We start from the raw sequence: 21,677 nt of genomic DNA, 5'->3' as shown, positions 1-21,677 counted from the left end.
TTTTCTATATTATATATTGAGTTCCTTTCGGAAACGTTTTGTACTTGTATATTAATGTTAACTGCAAAGATAAATCTAAAAATAATATTTTGGGATTTGCATTTCTTTCTACAAAATAATGTGTTTCCTCAAATAGATTTATTGTTGCTTCAATTTGTTCAACGGTATAGTGTACGGCAAATTTTTGGACAAAATCCAATTCTTTGGCCGGTAAGAATACGAGACTGGAAAGCCCTTCTTTGATTAATATAATCTGACGCATCATATTAATTGCATAAAAAAGAAAGCTTTTTTGGTTTTCTCGCCCCATTTTTGAGAGCTCTTCTTCTACCAGGGAAATCATATTGGTCCCTGCGTCCGAAACGATGAAGCGCAGCCAGTTTACCAAAATGCCAAAATGATTATTTGTTTGCGCGTGCAATAGATTGGTTGCTTCCTGGAGATTTCCATCTGCAATAAAAGCAATCTCTGACGCCTCTTGATCCGAAAGTTGATGTACCGTTTTTAAGTATTGTGTTACCTCACTATGATCCAGTTTCTTTATTTTGACCAATTGCGTACGCGATATGATCGTATTTAATATTTTGTCCTGATTTTCTGCAACCAGAATAAAGAGCGTTTTTTCGGGTGGTTCTTCGATTAACTTTAACAGCGCATTGCCTTGTGTGTCCAGGTATTCGGGCAGCCACATAATTAAAACCTTATATTCAGCTTCGAAGGATTTGAGGCTTAGTTTTTTGATGATCCCATGCGCCTCGGCAATATTGATATTGACCTGTTTGTTGTCCGCATCCAATTGATTGCGCCAATACTCCAATCCCATGTACGGATTGGATAAAAAAGATTTTCGCCAGCTGTCCGCATAATCGGATGCCGTATCTTCCTTATGTTTGGCTATGAAAGGATAGGACATGTGGAGATCGGGATGGATCAGCTTATTATATTTTCGACAGGATGGGCATTCGCCACAACTATCGGTTGACTGTCGGTTTTCACAATTCAAAAACTGTGCATAAGCATAGGCTAATGCAAGGCTACCACAGCCCTCTGGACCAAGAAATAATTGCGCATGACTCACACGATTTTCATGAACCGTGCGAACTAAATGTTCTTTGATGTCTTTGTGCCCAATGATCTCTTTAAACTGCATACACTACTGCTATTATACAAATGTAATAAATATTGTGATTTATCGGGCCGAATTTGCTTTCTATACTTTTGGCGCTGTGCTTATTAATTGAAATACAATTGCTTATTTGAGCGATCGAAATCTCTTTATGTGGAAAGAAAGCGGCCTGTAAAACTGAAAAATATTGATTAATTTGTGTATTATTGCACATAATAATTAGTATTCAGGAAATGAGATTCATTGTATCAACATCAATTTTATTAAAGCAGTTACAAGCTATCAATGGCGCATCCAGTACAAGTACTGTTTTGCCTATCTTGGAAAACTTTCTTTTTGAAATAAAAGACAATAACTTGACTATTTCTGCTACGGATCTGCAAACAAGTATGGTTACTTCTTTACAGATCGAAGCAAAAGAAGAGGGAAGAGTAGCCATGCCTTCGAAGATTTTGATCGAGACGTTAAAAACCTTACCAGATCAGCCAGTAGCATTTTCAGTAGATATGAATACCTTGGCGATTGAGATCAGTGCAGGTGATGGAAAATATAAGTTGAGTGGAGAAAATGCCGACGATTTCCCTAAAATTCCTTCAATCGATAACGGGTCAGTTATTCAGATGCCAGCTCCTATTTTGTCAGAAGCGATCAGTAAAACGATCTTTGCTGTCAGTAACGACGAATTGAGACCGGCGATGTCTGGTGTTTTGGTGCAATTAGCTGAAAAGAATGTGACTTTTGTCTCTACCGATGCGCACAAGTTGGTGCGTTATTCGAGAACTGATATTGGTGCTGAAAAACCAGCATCCCTTATTTTGCCGAAAAAGGCACTTTCATTGCTCAAATCGTCGCTACCATCCGATGATATTACAGTATCGATAGAATATAATCAAACCAATGCGTTCTTTAGCTTTGGCAATATTAATTTGATCTGTCGTTTGATTGATGAACGTTACCCAGATTATGCTGCTGTAATCCCTCAAGTCAACCCTAACAAGTTAACTGTAGATCGATTATTGTTTTTAAATACCTTGAGACGTGTGGTGATTTTTGCTAATAAAACAACCCATCAGGTTCGTCTGAAGATCTCAGGAAGTGAATTGCATATCTCTGCAGAAGATTTAGATTTCTCTAATGAAGCGCATGAACGCTTGTCCTGTCAATTTGAAGGGGATGATATGGAAATCGGTTTTAACGCCAAATTCCTCGTGGAGATGTTAAATAACTTAGAGAGTGAAGAAGTTGTTTTGGAGATGAGTACGCCAAATCGTGCCGGTTTATTGATTCCGGCCGTATCTGAAGATCATGAAGATATTTTGATGTTGGTGATGCCTGTTATGTTAAACAACGCTTAATCTTCGTCAGGGTTTGGAACTAATTACGCATCTTATAGACTTTATTCTCCATATTGATAAACATTTGGTTGAAATAGTCAATGATTATCAGACTTGGACATACCTTATTCTGTTTCTTATTATTTTTGTAGAAACCGGAGTGGTTGTGATGCCTTTTTTACCAGGAGATTCTTTATTGTTCGCAGCGGGCATGCTAGCCGCACAACCAAATGATCTTAACGTATGGTTGATGATTCTCATTTTATTGGTAGCCGCGGTTTCTGGGGATTCCTTAAACTATGCTATTGGTAAGAATTTTGGTATGCGCCTAACGAAATTTAAGCTCTTTGGTAAGCAGGTAGTCAAAGATGAGCAAATTGCCAAGACTCATTCTTTTTATGAGAAATATGGCAGTAAAACAATCGTTATCGCTCGATTTGTACCTATCGTACGTACCTTGGCGCCTTTCGTTGGGGGGATTGGAAAGATGAATTATGGCACCTTCATTACGTATAATGTCGTAGGGGCTGTCTTGTGGGTGGGTGGTATAACCCTCGCAGGATACTTTTTAGGAAATATTCCGATTATCAGAGATAATTTCTCGAAGGTCGTATTGATCATTATTTTTATATCGATATTGCCAATAATCTTCGAGCTTATTAAAGAAAAGATAAAAACTAAAAAGGGAATCCAATAAGATTCCCTTTTTTTATAGATCAAAAAAATGGAAATCATTTCACAGTTTATTGATTTTATAGTGCATATCGACCAGCATCTTTTGCAACTGATCAATAGTTATGAAAACTGGACTTATCTGATTTTGTTTTTAATCATCTTTGCGGAGACAGGACTTGTTTTTACCCCATTTCTTCCTGGTGATTCAGTTTTATTTGCCCTGGGTGCGATAATTGCCCGCCCCGATTGTCCGCTTTCTTTACCACTATTTATGGTCATCTTAGTTTTCGCCGCTATTTCTGGGGATTTCGTGAATTATGAAATTGGTAAATATGTTGGAATACGTGTTTTTAAGCCAGGATCAAGGATATTTAAGCCGACTTACCTGCAAAAAACACAGGATTTTTATGCGAAACATGGAACGAGGACCATTATTTACGCGCGATTTGTGCCCATTGTTAGGACTTTTGCGCCATTTGTAGCCGGTATTGGTAAAATGCCGTACAGGATCTTTGGAACATATAATTTAGTTGGCGGTATATTATGGGTTTCATTGTTTATGCTTGCAGGTTATTTTTTTGGACAGCTGCCATTCTTTAAGCATAATTTCTCCCTTGTTATTTTGGTCGTTATCTTTATTAGCCTAATACCCATGCTTATACAATTTCTGACTACAAATAAATCAAAAAAAGATTAAACGTTGCATACTAAATATGGTCTTTTAGGGTTAAAGGATTGATACGAAATATTCCTATTGAAAAAGTACAGGTACTGTGCCCAAATGTATTTTGGACGCGATAAAATTAAGTTAAGCTGGCAATATCATCTGGATATTTCGTAAGGTCATTGAAGAAGAGATTATTTACGTATGAACTATTTGGTTTTAGCATTTACCCTGCTTTTTACACAGTCTATTTTTGCCCAACGTGTGGTTGTCGATCATGGTCAAGCCATCGAGGCCTATGAGCTTTTGAACAAAATTCGTACAAATCCCGAAAAGTATAAGAAGGAACTTAAGCTTTTTAATCTGCAGAAGATTAAACGAACCAAACTCAATTGGAATAAACAATTGGCCGAGGTTGCGGTTTATCGTGCAAAAGATATGGCTAAACGTTCTTATTTTGACCATGTCTCACCTGAGGGCTATGGACCTAATTATTTCATTGACGAGGCAGGATATCAGCTTAATCCGGCATGGCTGTCAAAACGAAATGCAAACAATTTTGAGTCCATTGCGGCCAACCGATCCGGTGCTACCGCTGGCATTAAGGCCTTAATTATTGGAAAGGAAGCTCCGGGTTATCATCATCGTACCCATTTATTGGGCATGGATCAGTGGAACGCTTCGCTATATGATATTGGGATTGGTTATGTTGAATGCAAAGGTGCCAAACCTTATGAAAGTTACTTAGTAGTTATCATCGCTAAACACGATTGGTAAAATAAAAAGAAAGGTAATTTGGCGAGTATCAGCAATTAATCGATACAGTGTATTTAATTTTTACTGAAAAGTCATACCTTTGCATATGATAAAATCCATGACAGGATATGGCACAGCTTCCGCTGATAACGGTAAAGTTAAATATAGTGTCGAAATAAAGTCCTTAAATTCAAAATTCCTTGAATTAAATCTTCGTTTGCCCAAAGTTGTTTCGGACAAAGAATTAACCCTGCGTACTGAAAGTAGCAAACTTATTGAACGTGGTAAAGTTAACATGAATGTAACGGTTGAATACACGGATCAAACTGCGAAGGCGTCTTCCATTAATGCTGATTTACTCAAAAAATATTATAGTCAATTGCAGCAGATTGCTGTAGAGCTCAACGATACGAATGTCAACCTGTTTGAACTCGCATTAAATATGCCTGAGGTAATCACGAACAATGATGATTCGGTTGATGACGAGGAGTCTAAGGTATTGATGGATGCTTTTTATGATGCCGTCAAACGTTTTAATACATTTCGTGAAGATGAGGGAAATGTACTTGCTGGAGACTTAAAAAAGCGGGCTGAGCTTATTTTAGTTTACCTTGCTGAGGTAGAGGCTTTGGAAGTAGAACGTATACCTTTGATCAGACAGCGTATCGAGCAATTTTTGAATGATACGGTAGGTAAAGAAAATGTCGATCAAAATCGATTTGAGCAGGAACTGGTTTATTACATCGACAAATTGGATGTGACTGAGGAGAAAGTGAGATTGCGCGCCCATTGCAACTACTTTTTAAAAGCGTTTGATTCAGCCGATTCAAATGGTAAAAAATTAGGTTTTATTTCACAAGAAATGGGTAGAGAAATCAATACCCTTGGTTCTAAAGCCAATCATGCCGGAATCCAACAGATTGTGGTTAGAATGAAAGAAGAATTAGAAAAAATAAAAGAGCAATTGCTCAACGTATTATAAGGATGAGCGGTAAATTAATTATATTCTCGGCCCCATCAGGAGCGGGTAAAACAACAATAGTAAGAGATCTTTTAAGTAAACATGGCGATAAAATAGAGTTTTCCATTTCTGCGAGTACCCGTGACCCCAGAGGACAGGAAGTAGACGGAAAAGATTATTATTTTATGTCAAAGGAGGAGTTCCTACATAAGGTCGCTAAACAGGAGTTCATCGAGTTTGAAGAAGTATATTCAGGGACTTTCTATGGTACTTTGCGTTCAGAAATTGAACGTATTTGGAAAGAAGGTAAACATGTTATTTTTGATATCGATGTGGTTGGTGGACTACGTTTGAAATCAAAATTTCCAGAACAGGCAATTTCTATTTTCGTACAGCCACCTTCATTGGAAGTGCTTAAGGAGCGTTTGACAGGACGTGGAACGGATTCAGAAGAAAAATTGAAGGAACGTTTTGCCAAAGCTGAACTGGAACTTACCTATGCTAATAAATTTGATGTCATATTGAATAACTTTGATTTAGCTACCGCATGTGCCGAAGCTGAAGAAATTGTTATGGGATTTATCAATAAATAAGTCCATGCGAAAAATTGGTCTGTATTTTGGTTCTTTTAATCCGGTGCACATAGGGCACCTGATCATCGCCAATTATATGGCCAGTTTCACTGAATTGGATGAAGTTTGGTTTGTGGTCTCTCCTCAAAATCCATTTAAGAAGAAATCTACATTGGCAGATCCCTATGATCGTCTGGAGATGTTAAATCTGGCTTTGGAGGGTGCTGAACACCTGCGGGTAACAGATATTGAATTCCATTTACCAATACCGTCATATACGATAGATACACTCACCCATTTAAAAGCAAAATATCCCAATCGTGAATTTGTGCTCCTTATGGGAGAAGATAGTTTGGAATCTTTGGAAAAATGGAAAAATGCGGATATTATCTTACGCGACTACCAGATTTATGTCTATCCACGTCCTGGATATGATGGTGGAAAGCTTAAGGATCATCCTTCAATCACCATCACAGCTACACCATTGATGGAATTGTCTTCTACCTTTTTGCGAAAGGCAATCAAGGAAAATAAAAATATTCAATTTTTTGTACCGCAAAAGGTGATAGAGTTTATCGATAAGAAAGGTTTATATTCTTGATATAGACAAAAGTAAAAGAAATATAGTATCCCTGGGTTTTATTAAATCCGGGGATTTTTGTTAGGAGCAGAGGGTATTCATTACAAAAAGGAATTATTGTATTTAGAAATCATTGCAATTAGGAAAAGGCAGATCGTGGCGAAAGGAAGTTCTATATAATAAAGAGGAATAATTTTTGTAGCAGTAATTTCTTTATTTTTAAAAGATATTAAATCATACGATATGAAAAGGGGACTTTTATTTTTTATTTCTTTCCTGTGTTGGGCAGGTGTTTTTGCACAAACAAATCCGGAGGATGACGAGAGTCTTTTTATGGATACTGCCGCTATCGAAGTGCGGAACAAAATGACCATCCCGCCCTATGGTTTGGACAAAGTAAAGGCGTTAATCGCAAAAATAATCCCCGAAGAAGATAAAGAAACGACCGATGCTGGAACAAATGCAATTTCGGCTACTGATTTTAAAAAGCTATCCCTGCGCGAAAAGTTTACCTATACCATGATTCACGCAGAACTATATGCACAGAATTGCGCTATACCTGAATACCAAACGCAGATCGACAAAAAAATCTTCGGTACCTTATTGGACGGTTTTAATGAGTCGTCCTGGTCGCAAAGACAGACCGATTTTTTGCAGGAGAATAGGGATTCAGTAATCAAACTTATCCAGGAATCTGTTATCCGAAGCAAACGGATGGGGGTAAATTATAAGCATGCCCTAGTGGAACTAAACGGTTGGCAAATGATTCCTTTTATTATTGATTATGCCAAGAAAACACCGAAAGACAAAGATGCCCTGACCTTATTGATGTTGCTGATGAAACGAGGTGAATATAGTGAATTTATAAAGTCTACGTCTTTTAAAAAGTTATATGGAGAAAATAGCAATTATTACTCCTATCTAAATTACAATAAAGAAAATGAGGCGCTGATCTTTAGTCGGGCACTTAAATATTACGATGAGAAAAAAGCAAGTAGTGCAGTTGGATTTTTAGTATTCGAAACTTCAAATTTGTATTATAACAAACGGCAAGGAGAATGAGGAAATTACTCTATTTGATGGGATTGATTGTTTTACATCTCCAATGTGAAGCCCAAGCTGGAAACTATATCCAAATTCCGGCCGGAGACTATCATTTGGGTGATACAGGTAGCCTAGACAATCCCAAAAGAGTTGTAAAAGTTGAATCGTTTTGGATCGCTAAGTTTGAGCTGACAAATGCTGAATTTGAGAAATTTGTTCAAGCAACAGGCTATAAAACATTAGCAGAACGCTATCACAACGCCATGGTCTTTGAGCCTGGCTTGGCGGAGTTTCGTTGGCTACAGGATAGTACAGCCTATTGGCGCTTTCCGAATGGCGTAAGTCGTGGCGGCATTGAGGCTAAGATGGATCATCCTGTTACCTGCATTTCCTATAAGGATGTGCTAGCATATTGTACATGGGCAAACTGTAGATTGCCCTCTTTTGACGAATGGGAGGTGGCGGCAAGAGCGGGTAGCGAAGGTTATTATTTTGAAGGTTTCAGTAAGGAGAATATGGGTGAATATGCAAATGTATGGCATGGAAGAGATCATTTGAAAGCGGATTATTCCGATGGCTATCTGTATACTTCTCCTGTCGGAAAATTCAAACCCAATCCATGGGGGCTTTATGACATCTTTGGAAATGTCTTTGAATTTTGTACCGGAAAGCTTGAAAGAGATGGTGATCGCTCTATTGCCCATGCCCGAGGAGGCTCCTGGTGGTGTAGTAAAAATAGCTGTGCTGCTTTTAATACAGTCTATATAGGTTCAGTTAGTCCCAATGCATCTTTTAGTAATCTGGGATTTAGAATTGTAAAAAAAGTCTTTACCCCTTCGGATAAAGACTCTTAAAACAAATTCATCGTAAAGGTTGATTGTTATCTTCCCATCCAGCCACCATCCACTGTAAGGATGGTTCCATGTACATAGTCAGACGCTTTTGAAGCGAGGAATACAGCTGGCCCCTTAAAATCTTCTGGGGTTCCCCAGCGACCTGCAGGTATACGGTCCAAAATGGACTTAGAGCGTTCAGGGTCGTCTCTAAGGGCCTCGGTATTATCCGTTGCAATATATCCTGGAGCAAATCCGTTTACGTTGACACCTTTGGAAGCCCACTCATTCGCAAAAGCCTTTACTAAAGATCCTACAGCACCTTTTGAAGCGGCATATCCCGGAACATTGATGCCACCTTGGAAAGTTAACAAGGATGCTGTAAATACGATCTTTCCAGTTCCACGTGAAATCATGTCCTTTCCAATTTCACGTGTTAATATAAATTGCGCATTTTGATTGATCTCGATAATTTCATCCCAATATTCATCTGGATGCTCGGCAGCAGGTTTACGAAGGATATTTCCAGCATTGTTAAACAGGATGTCAATCGTCGGATGCGCTGATTTTACTTTTTCGATAAATTTGTAAAGTTCTGTACGTTTAGAGAAATCACACTGATAGGCATAGAAATTTTTGCCTAATGCTTTTACGGATTTTTCTACTGCAGAGCCTTCAGTTTCCAATGACGCTGAAACGCCGATAATATCTGCTCCGGCTTCAGCCAATGCTTCGGCAATTGCCTTGCCAATTCCTCTTTTGCAGCCTGTTACCAAGGCTACTTTCCCACTTAAGTCAAAAGATTGCAGTATGGACATTATTTTGAATATTTTATTGTTAACGGTTGATCTAAATTATTTTTAAATGTTTTTAAATAAGACTGCCATTGCTCAAAACTACCTATTTTACCCGCTTTATTGAATGCAGCCCCCGCAAAATAAACCAGTGGTTTATCATTTTTGACGGTGGTTGCCAGTAAAAATTGTTTTGGACTATCTTTGAATACATATTTTACTTTTGGTAGGATAACCGCAGTTCCAGTAATTTTATCTCCTTCTGCAGGTTCCCAATACGCTAAAATGCCATTCTCTACATCATTTAGAATCTGAGGTTTTTCCTCTTTTCTTTTAGCGATCCCCACAACAATTGGTGTAGCGGCAGAGGTTGCGTTTTTGATGGAATAGCTTATTTTGTTCAATTGACTCCCAGCATCTAAGGAAATGGTCTTTTCAACCTGTAGCTGCTGACCTTTTACATTCTCCGGTTCATAGATAAGTTTGAATGTGGAGCGCAGCGGACCGTTGTCCAATACCTCGTATTGGCGATAATGCTTATGGTAAACAACCTGTTCGTCAATAAAGGGGGTTGCATCACCAACACCTAAGGTTTGTCCGACGGAATAATAATCTAATCCTTTGCCATGATCGGCATGATAATCCCCGGTTTTATACCATTCGTCAACAACAAGGTCATTGCTACGTTTTGCCCAGAAGTCAAAACCCTGTGCGTCCTCAGAGCTACCTTCTAAAGCCTTTCCATAGGCTCTAAACGCTGCAATATCGTTTTCCCATGCAAAGTCATCTTTGCGTTCAGGGACGTATCTTGCATAGGTCTTGGAAGCAATAGTTGTGGGTTTATTCCCATTTACCCCGAAGGTTGTTGAACTTTTAGGAGCAACGGTTATTTGGATTAAAATATTTTGTGCCGTCGGTTTTCCTAGTTTTTCAAGTTGATAGGCGAGTTCCTTTTTGTCCTTATCCACAATCGTAAATACACTGTTTTTCAGGTCGAAGTGTTTCTCGAATGTTGTATAAGGGATGCTGATCAACTCTGTTCTTGCGCTAGCGGAAGAGTTGTTTACAGTAATGGTTTTGTTGTTCTGCGCAAAAGCAAGTGTTGAAAGTCCTAGCGCTAAACTCAATACGAGTGTTTTTTTCATATTACTTCAATTCTGTGATGGCACATTTGTCCATATCGTCATAATCTAAATTTTCACCCGCCATTCCCCATATAAAGGTATAATTGGAAGTTCCAGCTCCGGAGTGAATTGACCATGGTGGAGAAATTACAGCCTGATCGTTGTGCATCCAAATATGGCGGGTCTCATCGATGGGTCCCATAAAATGTGATACCGCCTGTCCCTCTGGTAATTCAAAATAGAAATAGACTTCCATACGACGATCGTGGGTATGGGATGGCATTGTATTCCATACTGAGCCCGGTTTTAACTCGGTCATTCCCATCTGTAATTGGCAGGTTTGTACCACTTTGTTCAATAACATCTGGTTTATCGTACGGTGGTTAGCTGTTTCCAATGAACCCAATTCTATTTTATTTGCATCTTCTTTCGTTACCTTTTTAGTTGGGTAGCTGCAATGTGCAGGTGTAGAGTTTAAATAGAATTTTGCGGGCTGTGCGGCGTCCTTGCTTGAAAAATAAACCTCTTGAGCACCCTGGCCGATATAAAGGGCTTCTTTGGTATTGAGATCATAGGTAATGCCGTCAACTTCAACTTGACCGTTCCCACCGACATTGATAATACCCAACTCTCTTCTAGAAAGGAAGTAAGGTTCTTTTAATAATGCGGGAATGGTATCTAATTTGATTTTTGAGCTTACAGGCATTGCTCCACCAGCCATATAGCGATCATAGTGGGTATAGACAAAATTAATTCTGTCTGCTTCAAAAACTGTTTCAATTAGAAAATTTTCCCTTAACCCTTGTGTATCTAAAGTTTTGTATTCCTTTGGCCCTATTGCGTAACGGGATTCAAAATTAATGCTCATAACTGAATTATTATCTTTGTTTGTCTGTTTGAATGCTAAATTTAGGGCTAATATTTGTCAATAACGACACAATCTTACGCAAACGATGTCGTAGTAATCGGTGGTAAATCACACCCCTACCAAATTGTACCGAATAACAATATTTAACCAATGTTTAGACAGTGATTAATCAGTATTTAGTCAGTCGTTACTGAGCAAGCACTGAACAAGCACTGAACGAGCACTGAATAAGCACTGTTAAAACATATAACTTGGTTACCATCTCATCTTCGTTTGCTGCACCTAAACTCATCGCTCTCTTGCAGCTTCCCTGTGTTCGTTTGCCCCCTGTTTCGACAGTCGCTTATGCTGTTTGCCATGTCCTAATGAGCGACCTTTACAGATAATAATTGCCTGTTGTGTCAATATTATTTACATCTCGGTTTCAGATTTACTAACTTCGTATATGGTAAAGAGGAAATCCTCATATTCTAAAAGCATAAACACAGATGGATTGAACTGGGGATTCCTGATGACCTTTAAAAAAGAAATTATTTACATATGAAACCCAATATTTTAGTTGTTAATGACGACGGTATCACAGCGCCGGGGATTAAGGTGCTATTGGAGGAGATGCAGAAAATCGGAAATGTAGTTGTCGTTGCTCCTGATTCGGCGCAATCTGGAATGGGGCACGCCATTACACTTGGTAGACCGCTACGTTTGGATAAAATCAATTTATATGAAGGGGTTGAAATGTATCAGTGTTCAGGAACACCGGTAGATTGTGTGAAACTTGCGGTGAATAAAGTTTTTAAAGGACAAAAACCAGATATATGCGTCTCGGGAATCAATCATGGGCTCAACAATTCAATCAATGTTTTGTATTCCGGTACGATGTCTGCTGCGGTAGAAGGGGCTATTGAAGGGATTCCTTCTGTTGGTTTTTCGCTCGATAACTTTTCCCATGATGCGGATTTTAGCTATTGCAGACCTTACGTGATTTCTATTGCCGAGCAGGTGCTGGCGAATGGTCTTCCTAAAAATACATTGCTGAATGTTAATTTTCCGCAAACAGCAGGTTTTAAAGGTATTAAAATTTGTAGACAGGCAGGCGGACATTGGGTAGAAGAATTTGATGAACGCATTGATCCGCACAATCGCGATTATTATTGGACAACGGGTAAATTTGTCTTGCAGGACAGGGGGGAAGATACCGATAGTTTTGCATTGGCCAATGGTTATGTATCTGTCGTTCCGACACAGTTCGATATGACGGCACATCACGCTATCCCAGAATTGAACTCATGGAGCTTTGATCATCTGGGAAATACAAAGGGAGACGATAAACGTGAAAAATAATCTCTGGATAGGATTGGGTATCGGTACTGTATCTCCAGTATTGGCTCATATTTTAGTACGTTTTACGGATCTTGAACTTCATTTTTTACCCGAGAAACCCATGGCTATCTATACCATAGCCGTATTGGTTAATTTAGTGCTTTTACGTTTTGCGTATCGATCGGGGAACGATCATCTCGGAAAAGGAATTATTGCCAGTACTTTCTTGGCAATGATACTTTACCTGATAACGCATAGAATTACGGTTTGATTAAAATTCATAAATCCCATCTGACGGATGGGAAAAATTTTGTACAACATGAAATTAACATTAGGATTTTCTCCATGTCCAAACGATACATTTATTTTTGATGCATTGATTCATCATAAGATAGATACCAAAGGACTGGATTTTGAGGTGGAATATCAAGATGTGGAGACCTTGAACTTGAAAGCTTTTCAAGGCGATCTTGACATCACCAAGCTGAGCTATCATGCCTTTGCCTACGCGGTTGAAGATTATGAACTGCTCGATGCAGGTAGTGCTTTAGGATTTGGTGTAGGGCCTATGCTGATTACGAAGGATCCGAAATTAGCGAAATTACTTCAGCAAAAATTAGAAAGAGCTGAGAGCCTGGAGGGATTCGATCAATTGAAAGTGGGGTATCCAGGAAAGTATACAACCGCTAACTTTTTATTAAGCTTGGCATTCCCCGAATTAAAAAATAAAGTGGAACTTGTTTTTTCGGATATTGAGGGAGCCTTACTTGATGGACCCATTGATTTGGGATTGATTATTCATGAAAATAGGTTCACTTATGCTGAAAAAGGACTGCATAAAGTCGTGGATCTGGGCGAGTACTGGGAGAAGACGACAAAATTTCCGATTCCTCTTGGCGGAATTGTCGTAAAACGTAGTTTGCCACAAGAGGTGAAGGATACGTTGAATACAATTTTAAAGGAAAGTGTAGAATTCGCATTTGCCAATCCGAAATCTGGACTTGAATTTATTCGTGCGCATGCACAGGAAATGAGTGAAGAGGTGATGTACAAGCATATTGAACTTTATGTCAATAAATATTCAGTAGAGCTGGGGCTTGAAGGACGTGATGCGATTACGAAGATGTTTGAAAAGGCTCAGGAACTGGGATTCATTCCGCAATCAGACCAAAAGTTGTTTTTATCATAATCAGCTGACGGTTTAGAAGCATATATTAAACAGAAAAACTTCACGTAAAGATAGCGTAATAGGGGATAAATATATATAGGATTCTTGCTGGCTGAGAGGAACTGACATTTTCAATAAAAATAACGTAAAAAAAATGGATGTAAGCTGTTAGATATCATATCTAATAACTAAATTTGCCCGATTAGTGTCAAATTGTCTGCAATTTTACTTTGGAGTCATTATTGTACAAAATCTTAAGTTGAGATAGAAAAAAAATTATGTTAAAGTTTTTAAGTAAATTATTTGGAAGTAAATCCGAGAGAGATATCAAGGGAATTCAGCCTGTGGTAGACCAAATCAAAGCTGAATATGAGAAGCTTTCAAATCTAACCAATGACGAGTTACGTGCCAAGACCGTTGATTTCAAAGAAAGAATTAAAAATTACCTAGCAGATATTGACCAAGAAATTGATACGCTTAAAAAAGAAGCGGATCAAGACGAGGACGATATGGCAAAGAAAACTTCTATTTACGAGCAAGTGGACAAATTGTCCAAAGACCGTGACAAGAAGTTGGAAGAGGTATTGAAGGATATTTTACCGGAGGCATTTGCCGTGGTAAAAGAGACTTCAAGACGTTTGACAGAAAACGAAGAATTAGAAGTTACTGCCAACGATTTTGACAGAGAATTGGCTGTTTACAAATCAAACGTTATCATCAATGGTGATAAGGCGATTTGGAAAAACAAATGGATGGCTGCAGGTACTGAGGTCACTTGGAACATGGTACACTATGATGTCCAGTTAATCGGTGGTATTGTATTGCACAGCGGTAAAATTGCCGAGATGGCAACAGGTGAGGGTAAAACGTTGGTAGGAACATTACCGACCTATCTAAATGCTCTTTCTGGTCAAGGAGTACACATCGTAACGGTGAATGATTACCTTGCTCGTCGTGACTCGGAGTGGAATGCACCGTTATTTGAGTTCCACGGACTATCTGTTGACTGTATCGATAAACATCAACCAAATTCCCCGCAACGTCGTAAAGCTTATCAATCGGATATCGTATATGGTACGAATAATGAGTTTGGCTTCGATTATCTACGTGATAATATGGTTCAGACTCCAGACGCATTGGTGCAAGGAAAATTACACTTTGCCATGGTCGATGAGGTTGACTCTGTATTGATTGATGATGCGCGTACACCATTAATTATCTCAGGTCCGATTCCTCGTGGCGATCAACACGAATTCTACCAATTAAAACCGCGTATCGAACGTTTGGTACATGTACAGAAAGCTTACATCAATACAGTCTTGAATGATGCTAAAAAAGCGTTGGCGGCAGGAGATTCTGATGTTGAAGGCGGAGGTTTAGCATTGTTAAGAGCTTATAGAGGTTTACCTAAAAATAAAGCATTAATCAAGTTCTTAAGTGAAGGTGCTAATCGTTCTATCTTACAAAAAGTAGAAAACTACTATATGCAAGAGCAAAATAAAAATATGCCTAAAGTAGATGCAGAACTTTATTTTGTGATTGATGAAAAGAATAATCAAGTAGAATTGACAGAAAAAGGTATCGAGTTGATTACAGCAACAGGTGAAGATCCTTCATTCTTTATTTTACCGGATGTTGGTACTGAGATTGCCGAAATTGAAAAGTCTTCTTTGACTTTGGAAGAAAAGGCAGCTCAGAAAGAAGACATGCTGCGCGACTATTCAATTAAAGCAGAGCGTATTCACTCGATTAACCAGCTGTTAAAAGCATATACCTTGTTTGAAAATGATGTTGAATATATCGTTGATGAAGGTAAAGTGAAAATTGTTGATGAGCAAACAGGTCGTATCATGGACGGCCGCCGTTACTCCGATGGTTTACACCAGGCGATCGAAGCAAAGGAGAATGTGAAAGTAGAAGATGCAACACAAACTTACGCAACGATTACACTGCAAAATTACTTCCGTATGTACCATAAGCTTTCGGGTATGACAGGTACAGCGTCGACGGAGGCCGGTGAGCTTTGGGAAATTTACAAACTTGATGTGGTCGAAATTCCGACGAATCGTGTTGCACAACGCGATGACCGTCAAGATCTGATTTATCGTACGGCACGTGAAAAATACAATGCAGTAGCTGAAGAAATTCAACGATTGACAGATGCGGGACGTCCAGTATTGGTTGGTACGACATCGGTTGAAATTTCGGAGTTATTGAGCCGTATGCTTCAATTGCGTAAGATCAAACATAATGTATTAAATGCGAAGTTACACCAAAAAGAAGCTGATATCGTAGCTGAAGCTGGACGCCCAGGACAAGTAACCATCGCGACCAACATGGCTGGTCGTGGTACGGATATTAAATTGACCGAAGAAGTTAAAAATGCTGGCGGTCTTGCAATTATCGGTACCGAAAGACACGAATCTCGTCGTGTTGACCGTCAGTTACGTGGTCGTGCAGGTCGTCAGGGAGACCCGGGTTCTTCGCAATTCTTCGTTTCTTTGGAAGATAACTTGATGCGTTTATTTGCCTCAGAGCGAATCTCTAACATCATGGTGAAAATGGGTGTTGAAGAAGGTGAAGTGATGCAACATAGTATGTTGACTAAATCCATCGAACGTGCACAACGTAAAGTGGAGGAGAATAACTTTGGTATTCGTAAACGTCTATTGGAATACGATGATGTCATGAATTCACAACGTACTGTAATCTATTCGAAGCGTAAAAACGCTTTGTTTGGAGAACGTTTGGATGTGGATTTGAACAACATGATTTTTGATGTAGCCGAAGAAATTGTCGTTGAAGCAAAAGAGCAAGGTAACTATGAAGATTTCCAAATCGAAGTAATCCGTATTTTTGCGATTACACCAGAAATTACTGCGGAAGAATTTGCGCAAGGCAAAATTGAAGGCTTGACCGATCGTCTATTTGAGCATGCAATTAATGCTTACCACCATAAAATTGAAGCCGTTGGCGCTTTGACAGTTCCTGTATTGAATAATGTGTATGCGGAAAGAGGTCAAATCGTCGAAAATGTCGTTATTCCATTTACGGATGGTATCCGTGGCATTCAAGTTTCTGCGAATTTGAAAAAAGCGATCGAAAGCAACGGTAAAGAAGTTTTCAAATCTTTTGAAAAAGGAATCGTATTAGCATTAATCGACGAGGCTTGGAAAGAGCACTTGCGTGAAATGGATGATTTGAAACAATCCGTTCAAAATGCTGTTTATGAACAAAAGGATCCGATTATCATTTATAAAATGGAGGCATTTGATTTGTTTAAATCGATGTTGGCTTCAATGAATAAGGATGTCGTTAGCTTTATTTTCAAAGGAGAGATCCCTGGTCAAGAACCGACTTCTATGCAAGCGAGACAAGTACAGCAGGCTCCAGTAAAAACGATTGAAACGAAAGCTGAATTGGCTTCGCCTACAGGTGTGAGTGAGGAGGATGTGAATGAAGGTCCAAAAGAACCTGTTCGTAACGAGAATACTGTTGGACGCAATGACGAATGTCCTTGTGGTTCAGGAAAAAAATATAAAAATTGCCACGGCGCAAATAACTAATCGATAAGAAAGGTTAAACTATGCTGAAGAGAGGATTGATTTTCATACATGCACTTGTGTTGTTTGCGCTAGTTCAGGTAAACGCACAAGAAAAAGGTGGAGTAATTGTAACCAAAGATTCATTGATTACACAGCTTCAAAATTTCAGGGCAGCTATGGGGATCAATCCTGTCGAAAGCAAAGCGACAGTAGTTCCTGCTAAACCCGTTGTCCGCTCAGCGGCGACGCGGGTCAAAGTAAGGGGATTCCGTGTACAGATCTTTGCTGGATCGAATCGGAATCAGGCCTTTTCGGAGCAGACACGTTTCCGAAGTATGTATAAAGATATTGATACTTATATCACCTATGATGAACCCAATTATCGCGTCAAGGTAGGTGATTTTAGAAGTCGCTCTGAAGCAAATGCCTTCATGCGCGAGTTACGTCAATATTTTAGCAACGTCTTTGTTTTTTCAGAGAACGTTTTTGTATATCAATAAATCAATCAACCTTATGGCAAGTACGAAAGAAAAAGTCCTGGCCTTAGCTCATCAATATTTTGAAGATACGGTTTCCAACCGTAGACATCTTCATCAGAATCCTGAACTTTCCTTCGAAGAATACAATACCTCGGCATTTGTAAAAGCGCAATTGGATGAATTGGGAATTCCTTATGAGGCTAAAGCTGATACGGGGATTGTCGCTTTAATCAAAGGTGACCTACCCTCAGATGAAGTTATCGCGTTGCGCGCAGATATGGATGCTTTACCAATTCAAGAAGTGGAGGGGCGTTCATATGGTTCCAACACCCCAGGAGTGATGCATGCCTGTGGCCATGATGTACATACCTCCTCACTTTTGGGGACAGCTAAAATATTGAATAGCCTAAAAGCCGAATTTGGAGGAACGATCAAATTGATCTTCCAGCCTGGCGAAGAGCGCTTGCCAGGAGGAGCTTCCTTAATGATCAAAGAGGGCGCTTTGCAGAATCCTGCCCCCTCAGCCATAATAGGTCAGCATGTGATGCCCTTTATTGAGGTAGGCAAGGTTGGTTTCCGTGAGGGAAAATATATGGCTTCCTGCGATGAACTGTTTATGACAGTCAAAGGCAGGGGCGGGCATGGTGCACATCCGCACCAAAATATTGATCCAATTGTTATTACAGCACAGATCATTACCGCTTTGCAACAGATCGCTAGTCGATTTGCAGACCCACGTACCCCAACGGTTTTATCTTTTGGAAAGATTATTGCCAATGGAGCGACAAATATTATTCCTGATCAGGTATATCTGGAAGGTACATTTCGCACATTTGACGAGGAGTGGCGTGCTGAGGCGCATGAAAGAATGGTGAAAATTGCTGTCGGCATTGCTGAAAGTATGGGTGCAATTTGTGAATTTGAGGTCCGTAAGGGATATCCTTTTTTAATAAACGAACCTCAATTGACTAAAAATGCACGCACTTTTGCAGAAGAATATCTTGGTAAGGAAAATGTTGTAGACTTAGATCTATGGCCTGCCGCGGAGGATTTTTCCTATTATTCGCAAGAAATTAATGCTTGTTTCTATCGTTTGGGTACAGGCAATGCGGCGCGAGGGATCTCTTCAGCTGTTCATACGCCTACCTTTGATGTGGACGAAAGCTCGTTGGAGATCAGTACGGGATTGATGGCTTATATCACGTTACGTAGGCTCGGATATTAAATTATATATGTCATCTCATCATATTGTCCGCGAAAATCAGGAACCCGCATTACTGATTGAAGATCTTTTCCTTATTGATGAAGAGGATTTGGGCCAGCTACTGGAATGGAGCCCAACCATTGTAATCGAAGAAGGAACAATGGATTTACTGGATGCACGAGGGTATAAGTTCGATATTGTTTTTACAAAAAATACCATTAACGCGTCACAGGAGAATCTGAAGGTAATTTCCTATAATAATGTTTTTCTAAGGACGGCTATTGAATACCTTATAGCACATCATTATAAAGCGGTGAATATCTTGACCGATCAGCTTGATGTGGCGTATTACGAGCCCTATCTTGAGCAGATTAATGTTGTCCTTATCACGAATGGGGTTCGCTATTGTTTTGTGACAACAGGATTCACCAAATGGAAGCCGGCAGGGGAAAGGATCCGAATTGAGGGACTTGATGCTGATGAAAAAAATACGCACGAAGGCTTGATTAAAATTGGTGACAACGAATACGAAATGGAAAAAGACGGCCTATTTGCCCTTAAATTTTCCCATGTAAAATACATATTAATAGGAGAAAAGATCGCATGATAACAATAGAATTGGCAGAACAAAGCGATATCAGAAGCATTTCCAATATGGCGCATATTATTTGGCCAGTTACTTATGGAGAGATACTTTCACAGGACCAAATTGACTTTATGCTGGAAAAAAGCTATACCGTAGAAGGATTAGCGGAAAGCATGGTTAATGGCCAATTTTTCTATGTTTTGAAAGAAGAAGGGGTAGCACAAGGATTTATTGCCTTGAGAACTCTTGAAGATCGCGTCCGTATTGAAAAGCTCTACTTGATGCCTAACGTTCAAGGAAAAGGTTTCGGAAAGGCACTGATAGACTTCGCTTCACAAAAAACACGACTAAAAGGTAAAGGTATTCTTGAACTAAATGTAAATAGAAATAACCCTGCTTACCATTTCTATTTAAAGCAGGGCTTTGAGGTCATTGAAACTATTGATATTCCTTATTATGATTATGTGCTAAACGACTATGTTATGCAAAAGGAAGTCAAAGCTTCAGCTGTTTCTTAATCTTTTAGTTTTTCGACACGGGAAGGTGTTTGTCTACCTTCTACAATTCCCGAGGTACCTATCGCGATCGCTTCTATACTGGAAATAATGTTCTGAACGTTTAGTGTAGATACCTCATCTTTTACGGTGTGGTAGTATTCATCCTTGTCCATTTGAGAGGTTGAGAACGAATGTGCCGGAACTCCCTTGGCCGCTAATACTGCATTGTCGCTTCGATAAAACAGATTTTGTTTGGTATAAGGATCTGGGTAGAATTTGAAGGTTGTATTTTTCAGATTCTCCTGCATCAATTCGCTTAGATTGGATTGATCATATCCCGTGATATATACCGTATTGGGACCGAATTTTGAGTCTTTTCCGATCATTTCCATATTGATCATCGCGACTACCTGGTCAGCATTGATGTGGTTGGAAAAATATTTTGAGCCATACATGCCCAGTTCTTCTGCCGTAAAAGCGACGAAAATAAGGGTCCTTTCATTATTATTTTGTTTGTTGTAGTAATCTGCCAGGGTTAACATTGCGGTCACACCTGAGGCATCGTCATCGGCGCCATTGGCAATAGAATCTTGGCCTACTGCCTGAAGGATGCCAATATGATCGTAATGTCCCGAAAAGATAACGTATTCGTTCGGTTTACTTTTCCCGGGGATTATTCCTGCCACGTTAAACAAGGGGAAATTTTGAAGCTTCCGTTCAATATGAATTTGAAAAGTTTGGGGTTTCTCCGCTGTTAAAAGGTAGACAATTGATGGTTTTTGTTTGGAGGGGTCCTCTATAAATTTAGGAGAGTTGAGCATTTGACCAAAACGCACAAAATAGCTTTCAAAGGAGGGGTCTACCAATACAAGTGTATTTTCTTTGGCTAGAGAATGTTCTCTAAATACTTTCGCAAAATCATCGCCCGATTTTATTTCGACGATGTTAAGGCTACTTCGATTATCCCACTGTAAATCAACGTGGTTTCCAAGTGAAATAACATGGTCAGCTGGGATCAGCTGCTTATTGATGGTTGCGGATTTGCTTACCGGAGAGATTTTATCCAATTGGAATGTTTGCCTGTAATTTTGTTCTGCGTAGGGGCTAAGGCCTATTCTCTTCATTTCGGCAGCGATAAAATCTGCAGCTGGTTCGATGTCTTTTGTCAAAGCCGATCTCCCACGCATATCGTCAGCGGCTAGGGTATTGAGTATGCGGCTCACATCTTGGCGTTCCTGCTCGGAAATAACTTGCTGTCCATAAGTTACTGCCGAGAGTGCTAGTAAAGATATGGACAGTATAATTTTAGGTATTGAATTCATATAAAGCTTAGTAAAGTCTCGGTGAAGATAAGGAAAATTCTACAAGCGAATTGTGCATGAAAAAAAATCCTAAAATGATGCAGACAAAATGATGCGAAGATAGGGAAATCCCGTCTAGCATTTCTAACGCCGTTAATACACTAAAAATTGAGGTATATTTTATGCTATTCTCATTAACAATGGCTGATTTTGAGCATCTATGAAAGCGAACACTTTCGGAAAAAA

General features: G+C 39.3%; 22 protein-coding genes. 17 read left to right on the top strand and 5 right to left on the bottom strand.

Features of this window, described 5'->3' with window-relative positions:
- Window positions 1-4: 4 nt before the first annotated feature.
- Window positions 5-1,150 (bottom strand): DNA polymerase III subunit, encoded by a 1,146-nt coding sequence (locus tag IQ31_RS13070; RefSeq protein WP_145328246.1) that lies wholly within the window; start codon window positions 1,148-1,150, stop codon window positions 5-7.
- Between the two features lie 209 nt (window positions 1,151-1,359).
- Between IQ31_RS13070 and dnaN the strand changes: the two genes are divergently transcribed.
- The 9 genes from dnaN (at window position 1,360) to IQ31_RS13025 (ending at window position 8,566) form a co-directional block, all read left to right on the top strand.
- A complete protein-coding gene (gene dnaN, locus IQ31_RS13065) occupies window positions 1,360-2,481 on the top strand; it encodes a DNA polymerase III subunit beta (protein WP_046672565.1) in 1,122 nt (373 codons plus the stop codon).
- 13 nt (window positions 2,482-2,494) lie between these two features.
- A complete protein-coding gene (locus IQ31_RS13060; RefSeq protein WP_075990435.1) occupies window positions 2,495-3,157 on the top strand; it encodes a DedA family protein in 663 nt (220 codons plus the stop codon).
- A gap of 27 nt (window positions 3,158-3,184) precedes the next feature.
- Window positions 3,185-3,832: a DedA family protein gene (locus IQ31_RS13055; RefSeq protein WP_088159750.1), complete on the top strand. Its 648-nt coding sequence runs from the start codon at window positions 3,185-3,187 to the stop codon at window positions 3,830-3,832.
- 171 nt (window positions 3,833-4,003) lie between these two features.
- A complete protein-coding gene (locus tag IQ31_RS13050) occupies window positions 4,004-4,576 on the top strand; it encodes a CAP domain-containing protein (protein WP_088159751.1) in 573 nt (190 codons plus the stop codon).
- 85 nt (window positions 4,577-4,661) lie between these two features.
- A complete protein-coding gene (locus IQ31_RS13045) occupies window positions 4,662-5,537 on the top strand; it encodes a YicC/YloC family endoribonuclease (RefSeq protein WP_083663423.1) in 876 nt (291 codons plus the stop codon).
- Window positions 5,538-5,539: 2 nt separating this feature from the next.
- Window positions 5,540-6,109 (top strand): guanylate kinase, encoded by a 570-nt coding sequence (gene gmk / locus IQ31_RS13040; protein WP_075990439.1) that lies wholly within the window; start codon window positions 5,540-5,542, stop codon window positions 6,107-6,109.
- 4 nt (window positions 6,110-6,113) lie between these two features.
- Window positions 6,114-6,689, top strand: a complete 576-nt coding sequence (gene nadD, locus IQ31_RS13035) for a nicotinate (nicotinamide) nucleotide adenylyltransferase (protein WP_075990440.1) — start codon at window positions 6,114-6,116, stop codon at window positions 6,687-6,689.
- A gap of 222 nt (window positions 6,690-6,911) precedes the next feature.
- The gene (locus tag IQ31_RS13030) at window positions 6,912-7,730 is read left to right on the top strand and encodes a hypothetical protein (RefSeq protein WP_088159752.1); all 819 of its coding nucleotides are present in this window, start codon (window positions 6,912-6,914) and stop codon (window positions 7,728-7,730) included.
- Window positions 7,727-8,566, top strand: a complete 840-nt coding sequence (locus tag IQ31_RS13025; RefSeq protein ID WP_088159753.1) for a formylglycine-generating enzyme family protein — start codon at window positions 7,727-7,729, stop codon at window positions 8,564-8,566. Before IQ31_RS13030 ends, IQ31_RS13025 begins: the two co-directional genes overlap by 4 nt.
- Before the next feature lie 26 nt (window positions 8,567-8,592).
- Here the strand turns inward: IQ31_RS13025 and IQ31_RS13020 are convergent, their stop codons facing one another.
- Genes IQ31_RS13020 through kduI form a run of 3 tightly spaced genes read right to left on the bottom strand, consistent with a single transcriptional unit; the run spans window position 8,593 to window position 11,331 of the window.
- Window positions 8,593-9,357 carry an SDR family oxidoreductase gene (locus tag IQ31_RS13020; RefSeq protein WP_172840746.1) on the bottom strand — a complete coding sequence of 255 codons (765 nt, stop codon included), beginning with the start codon at window positions 9,355-9,357 and terminating at the stop codon, window positions 8,593-8,595.
- Between the two features lie 5 nt (window positions 9,358-9,362).
- On the bottom strand, window positions 9,363-10,484 hold the full coding sequence (locus IQ31_RS13015; RefSeq protein ID WP_088159754.1) for a DUF4861 family protein: 1,122 nt from the start codon (window positions 10,482-10,484) through the stop codon (window positions 9,363-9,365).
- Between the two features lies 1 nt (window position 10,485).
- Window positions 10,486-11,331: a 5-dehydro-4-deoxy-D-glucuronate isomerase gene (kduI, locus tag IQ31_RS13010; RefSeq protein WP_088159755.1), complete on the bottom strand. Its 846-nt coding sequence runs from the start codon at window positions 11,329-11,331 to the stop codon at window positions 10,486-10,488.
- 540 nt (window positions 11,332-11,871) lie between these two features.
- Here kduI and surE point away from each other — a divergent pair.
- The 8 genes from surE (at window position 11,872) to IQ31_RS12970 (ending at window position 20,151) form a co-directional block, all read left to right on the top strand.
- Window positions 11,872-12,672 (top strand): 5'/3'-nucleotidase SurE, encoded by an 801-nt coding sequence (gene surE / locus IQ31_RS13005; protein ID WP_088159756.1) that lies wholly within the window; start codon window positions 11,872-11,874, stop codon window positions 12,670-12,672.
- Window positions 12,662-12,922 carry a hypothetical protein gene (locus IQ31_RS13000; protein ID WP_075990446.1) on the top strand — a complete coding sequence of 87 codons (261 nt, stop codon included), beginning with the start codon at window positions 12,662-12,664 and terminating at the stop codon, window positions 12,920-12,922. Before surE ends, IQ31_RS13000 begins: the two co-directional genes overlap by 11 nt.
- Before the next feature lie 48 nt (window positions 12,923-12,970).
- The gene (locus IQ31_RS12995; RefSeq protein ID WP_145328245.1) at window positions 12,971-13,840 is read left to right on the top strand and encodes a menaquinone biosynthesis family protein; all 870 of its coding nucleotides are present in this window, start codon (window positions 12,971-12,973) and stop codon (window positions 13,838-13,840) included.
- 257 nt (window positions 13,841-14,097) lie between these two features.
- The gene (secA, locus tag IQ31_RS12990) at window positions 14,098-17,385 is read left to right on the top strand and encodes a preprotein translocase subunit SecA (protein ID WP_088159758.1); all 3,288 of its coding nucleotides are present in this window, start codon (window positions 14,098-14,100) and stop codon (window positions 17,383-17,385) included.
- 20 nt (window positions 17,386-17,405) lie between these two features.
- Window positions 17,406-17,864 (top strand): SPOR domain-containing protein, encoded by a 459-nt coding sequence (locus IQ31_RS12985; protein WP_088159759.1) that lies wholly within the window; start codon window positions 17,406-17,408, stop codon window positions 17,862-17,864.
- A 13-nt stretch (window positions 17,865-17,877) separates the two neighbouring features.
- The gene (locus IQ31_RS12980; protein WP_145328244.1) at window positions 17,878-19,068 is read left to right on the top strand and encodes a M20 metallopeptidase family protein; all 1,191 of its coding nucleotides are present in this window, start codon (window positions 17,878-17,880) and stop codon (window positions 19,066-19,068) included.
- 7 nt (window positions 19,069-19,075) lie between these two features.
- Window positions 19,076-19,654 (top strand): MBL fold metallo-hydrolase, encoded by a 579-nt coding sequence (locus IQ31_RS12975; RefSeq protein WP_088159760.1) that lies wholly within the window; start codon window positions 19,076-19,078, stop codon window positions 19,652-19,654.
- A complete protein-coding gene (locus IQ31_RS12970; RefSeq protein WP_088159761.1) occupies window positions 19,651-20,151 on the top strand; it encodes a GNAT family N-acetyltransferase in 501 nt (166 codons plus the stop codon). The genes IQ31_RS12975 and IQ31_RS12970 overlap by 4 nt, the downstream gene beginning before the upstream one ends.
- Here the strand turns inward: IQ31_RS12970 and IQ31_RS12965 are convergent.
- Window positions 20,148-21,452, bottom strand: coding sequence for a M20/M25/M40 family metallo-hydrolase (locus tag IQ31_RS12965; protein WP_145328243.1), 1,305 nt, complete (start codon window positions 21,450-21,452; stop codon window positions 20,148-20,150). The genes IQ31_RS12970 and IQ31_RS12965 overlap by 4 nt on opposite strands.
- Window positions 21,453-21,677: the final 225 nt, after the last annotated feature.

The sequence above is a fragment of the Sphingobacterium siyangense genome (assembly GCF_007830445.1).
Lineage (GTDB): Bacteria > Bacteroidota > Bacteroidia > Sphingobacteriales > Sphingobacteriaceae > Sphingobacterium > Sphingobacterium siyangense.
This window is presented reverse-complemented; position numbering and strand designations above follow the sequence as displayed.

What these genes read in the sequence shown, in the direction of transcription:
- IQ31_RS13070 (WP_145328246.1), bottom strand. Translation starts at nt 1,150, where the DNA reads ATGCAGTTTAAAGAGATCATTGGGCACAAAGACATCAAAGAACATTTA.
- dnaN (WP_046672565.1), top strand. Translation starts at nt 1,360, where the DNA reads ATGAGATTCATTGTATCAACATCAATTTTATTAAAGCAGTTACAAGCT.
- IQ31_RS13055 (WP_088159750.1), top strand. Translation starts at nt 3,185, where the DNA reads ATGGAAATCATTTCACAGTTTATTGATTTTATAGTGCATATCGACCAG.
- IQ31_RS13050 (WP_088159751.1), top strand. Translation starts at nt 4,004, where the DNA reads ATGAACTATTTGGTTTTAGCATTTACCCTGCTTTTTACACAGTCTATT.
- IQ31_RS13045 (WP_083663423.1), top strand. Translation starts at nt 4,662, where the DNA reads ATGATAAAATCCATGACAGGATATGGCACAGCTTCCGCTGATAACGGT.
- gmk (WP_075990439.1), top strand. Translation starts at nt 5,540, where the DNA reads ATGAGCGGTAAATTAATTATATTCTCGGCCCCATCAGGAGCGGGTAAA.
- nadD (WP_075990440.1), top strand. Translation starts at nt 6,114, where the DNA reads ATGCGAAAAATTGGTCTGTATTTTGGTTCTTTTAATCCGGTGCACATA.
- IQ31_RS13030 (WP_088159752.1), top strand. Translation starts at nt 6,912, where the DNA reads ATGAAAAGGGGACTTTTATTTTTTATTTCTTTCCTGTGTTGGGCAGGT.
- IQ31_RS13025 (WP_088159753.1), top strand. Translation starts at nt 7,727, where the DNA reads ATGAGGAAATTACTCTATTTGATGGGATTGATTGTTTTACATCTCCAA.
- IQ31_RS13015 (WP_088159754.1), bottom strand. Translation starts at nt 10,484, where the DNA reads ATGAAAAAAACACTCGTATTGAGTTTAGCGCTAGGACTTTCAACACTT.
- kduI (WP_088159755.1), bottom strand. Translation starts at nt 11,331, where the DNA reads ATGAGCATTAATTTTGAATCCCGTTACGCAATAGGGCCAAAGGAATAC.
- surE (WP_088159756.1), top strand. Translation starts at nt 11,872, where the DNA reads ATGAAACCCAATATTTTAGTTGTTAATGACGACGGTATCACAGCGCCG.
- IQ31_RS12995 (WP_145328245.1), top strand. Translation starts at nt 12,971, where the DNA reads ATGAAATTAACATTAGGATTTTCTCCATGTCCAAACGATACATTTATT.
- secA (WP_088159758.1), top strand. Translation starts at nt 14,098, where the DNA reads ATGTTAAAGTTTTTAAGTAAATTATTTGGAAGTAAATCCGAGAGAGAT.
- IQ31_RS12985 (WP_088159759.1), top strand. Translation starts at nt 17,406, where the DNA reads ATGCTGAAGAGAGGATTGATTTTCATACATGCACTTGTGTTGTTTGCG.
- IQ31_RS12980 (WP_145328244.1), top strand. Translation starts at nt 17,878, where the DNA reads ATGGCAAGTACGAAAGAAAAAGTCCTGGCCTTAGCTCATCAATATTTT.
- IQ31_RS12975 (WP_088159760.1), top strand. Translation starts at nt 19,076, where the DNA reads ATGTCATCTCATCATATTGTCCGCGAAAATCAGGAACCCGCATTACTG.
- IQ31_RS12970 (WP_088159761.1), top strand. Translation starts at nt 19,651, where the DNA reads ATGATAACAATAGAATTGGCAGAACAAAGCGATATCAGAAGCATTTCC.
- IQ31_RS12965 (WP_145328243.1), bottom strand. Translation starts at nt 21,452, where the DNA reads ATGAATTCAATACCTAAAATTATACTGTCCATATCTTTACTAGCACTC.